This window comes from Paenisporosarcina sp. P4_E4_2, assembly GCF_056401595.1.
On sequence record NZ_JBFUJC010000476.1, the window covers coordinates 1 to 1,790 of the forward strand.

The 1,790-nt window shown below is 40.7% G+C and carries 2 protein-coding genes; both read right to left on the reverse strand.

Translation table 11 applies throughout. The annotated features are described in order from the left end of the window. Positions 1-1,672: cell wall metabolism sensor histidine kinase WalK (gene walK, locus AC1DSB_RS18820; protein ID WP_477587366.1), on the reverse strand; the 1,672-nt coding region annotated here is incomplete at its 3' end. A 5-nt stretch (positions 1,673-1,677) separates the two neighbouring features. Further along, a partial coding sequence (locus AC1DSB_RS18825) for a winged helix-turn-helix domain-containing protein (RefSeq protein ID WP_477587367.1) occupies positions 1,678-1,790 on the reverse strand: 113 nt, incomplete at its 5' end.

Consider the following 1,790-nt stretch of genomic DNA (forward strand, 5'->3'; position numbering starts at 1 on the left):
CCATTGACCTTGCCCGCGCGCGGTCCACACGATAAAAACGGTCAAAAATTCGTTCTACATTTTCTTTTGGAATTCCCATGCCATCATCCGATACCATCACTTTTAAGAATCCTTCTTGCACAATAATGCCAAAACGAATATTACCGCCATCCGGCGAATATTTTAAAGCATTCGAAATGATATTATCAATGACTTGTGTTAATTTATCAGCATCGATTTCCACAAAGAATTGTGAATCTGGCAATAATCGTTGGAAATGAACTTGTTGTGATTTCGACATTTCAAAACGATCGATGATTCGATTGAAGAATTTAATGAACTCAACAAACTCTTTATTCAAATCGTAAGAACGGCTGTCCATTTTCGATAACTGTAACAGGTCATTAACCAAACGAATCATACGCTCAGTTTCCGTCTGCGTAACATTCAGGAATGAAGGTGCTAATTCCTGGTCTTGCCACGCGCCATCCGCAAGGGCTTCTAAGTAGCTGCGCATCGTCGTTAATGGTGTCCTTAGTTCGTGTGATACGTTGGCTACGAATTCACGACGCTCCATATCAATTTTCTCTTGTTCGGTATTGTCATGAAGAACTGTAATCAGGCCATTTACGAATCCTGTTTCTTTCTGAATGACCGAGAAATTTGCGCGCAGAATATACGGACGTTCTGGTGAACTGAAATCCAAGTTAATGGACTCTTTCATATGAATTAAATCTTCAAATGTATATTCCGCTTCTATTCCAAGAACGGATGAAATGGGACGATGCAATACCAGTTCTCTTGATACTCTCAACAGTCTCAGAGCTGGATCATTGATTAAAATAATACGCCCTTTTCGATCCGTTGCAATTACGCCATCCGTCATGTTAGAAAGGACTGACGCTAGTTTGCGTCGTTCACCTTCCGTAGTGGACTGGGCTTCTTGCAGACGGTTGGTCAAGTGATTGAAGGCAATTGCCAATTGCCCAATTTCATCATTTCCGTAAACGCGCACTTTACGGGAGAAGTTCCCTTTTGCCATAGCCTGTGCTTGTCTACGCATATCTGAAATCGGCCGTGTGATGGTCTGGGCAATCAAAATCCCCAAAATGATGGTGATGGCAAGTGACATCGCTGTACCACCAGCAAGAATTCGGTTAATTTCATTCATCTGCTCAAAAACTGTTTCGATATTTGATTCCAAGTAAATCGTACCGAGTACTTCACCTTGATCTATTATAGGTGAAGTGAGAACCCAAATACGATCGCCTTTTTTTAATGAAATTTTATTGTCTGGTGTTTCAGAAGATATGGATCGACGGACCATCGCATCTGTTGAACGTTGACCAACAATGGATTGATTGGTCGTTTCGGATGTTGCTAGAATACGAAAATTGGGATCAATCACACTAATTTCATTAATATCTTCCGAACGGATACTGAATAGAACAGAACGTAAACTTTGCTCYAAAGTAGGGTCTTCTTCTCCCCGCTTCTTTATAATTTCTTCACGCACACTAAACTCCACCAAATCCACTCGTTCTTCAATGGATTTGGTGAAGCTTGCTTTAAGCGTTTGTTCTAATTCGCGCGCAAAATATATTCCTATGATTTCCATTGCCAATATAATAAGCAATATATAAACAAGGACAATTTTGACGTGAATTGATTTAAAAAAGCCAACCTTTTGCATTCTGTCTACTCCTGTTCAGGATTACGCAAATAATACCCTACGCCGCGACGTGTCACAATCCATGCAGGGTGACTTGGGTTATCCTCAATTTTTTCACGAAGGCGACGAATGGTTACGT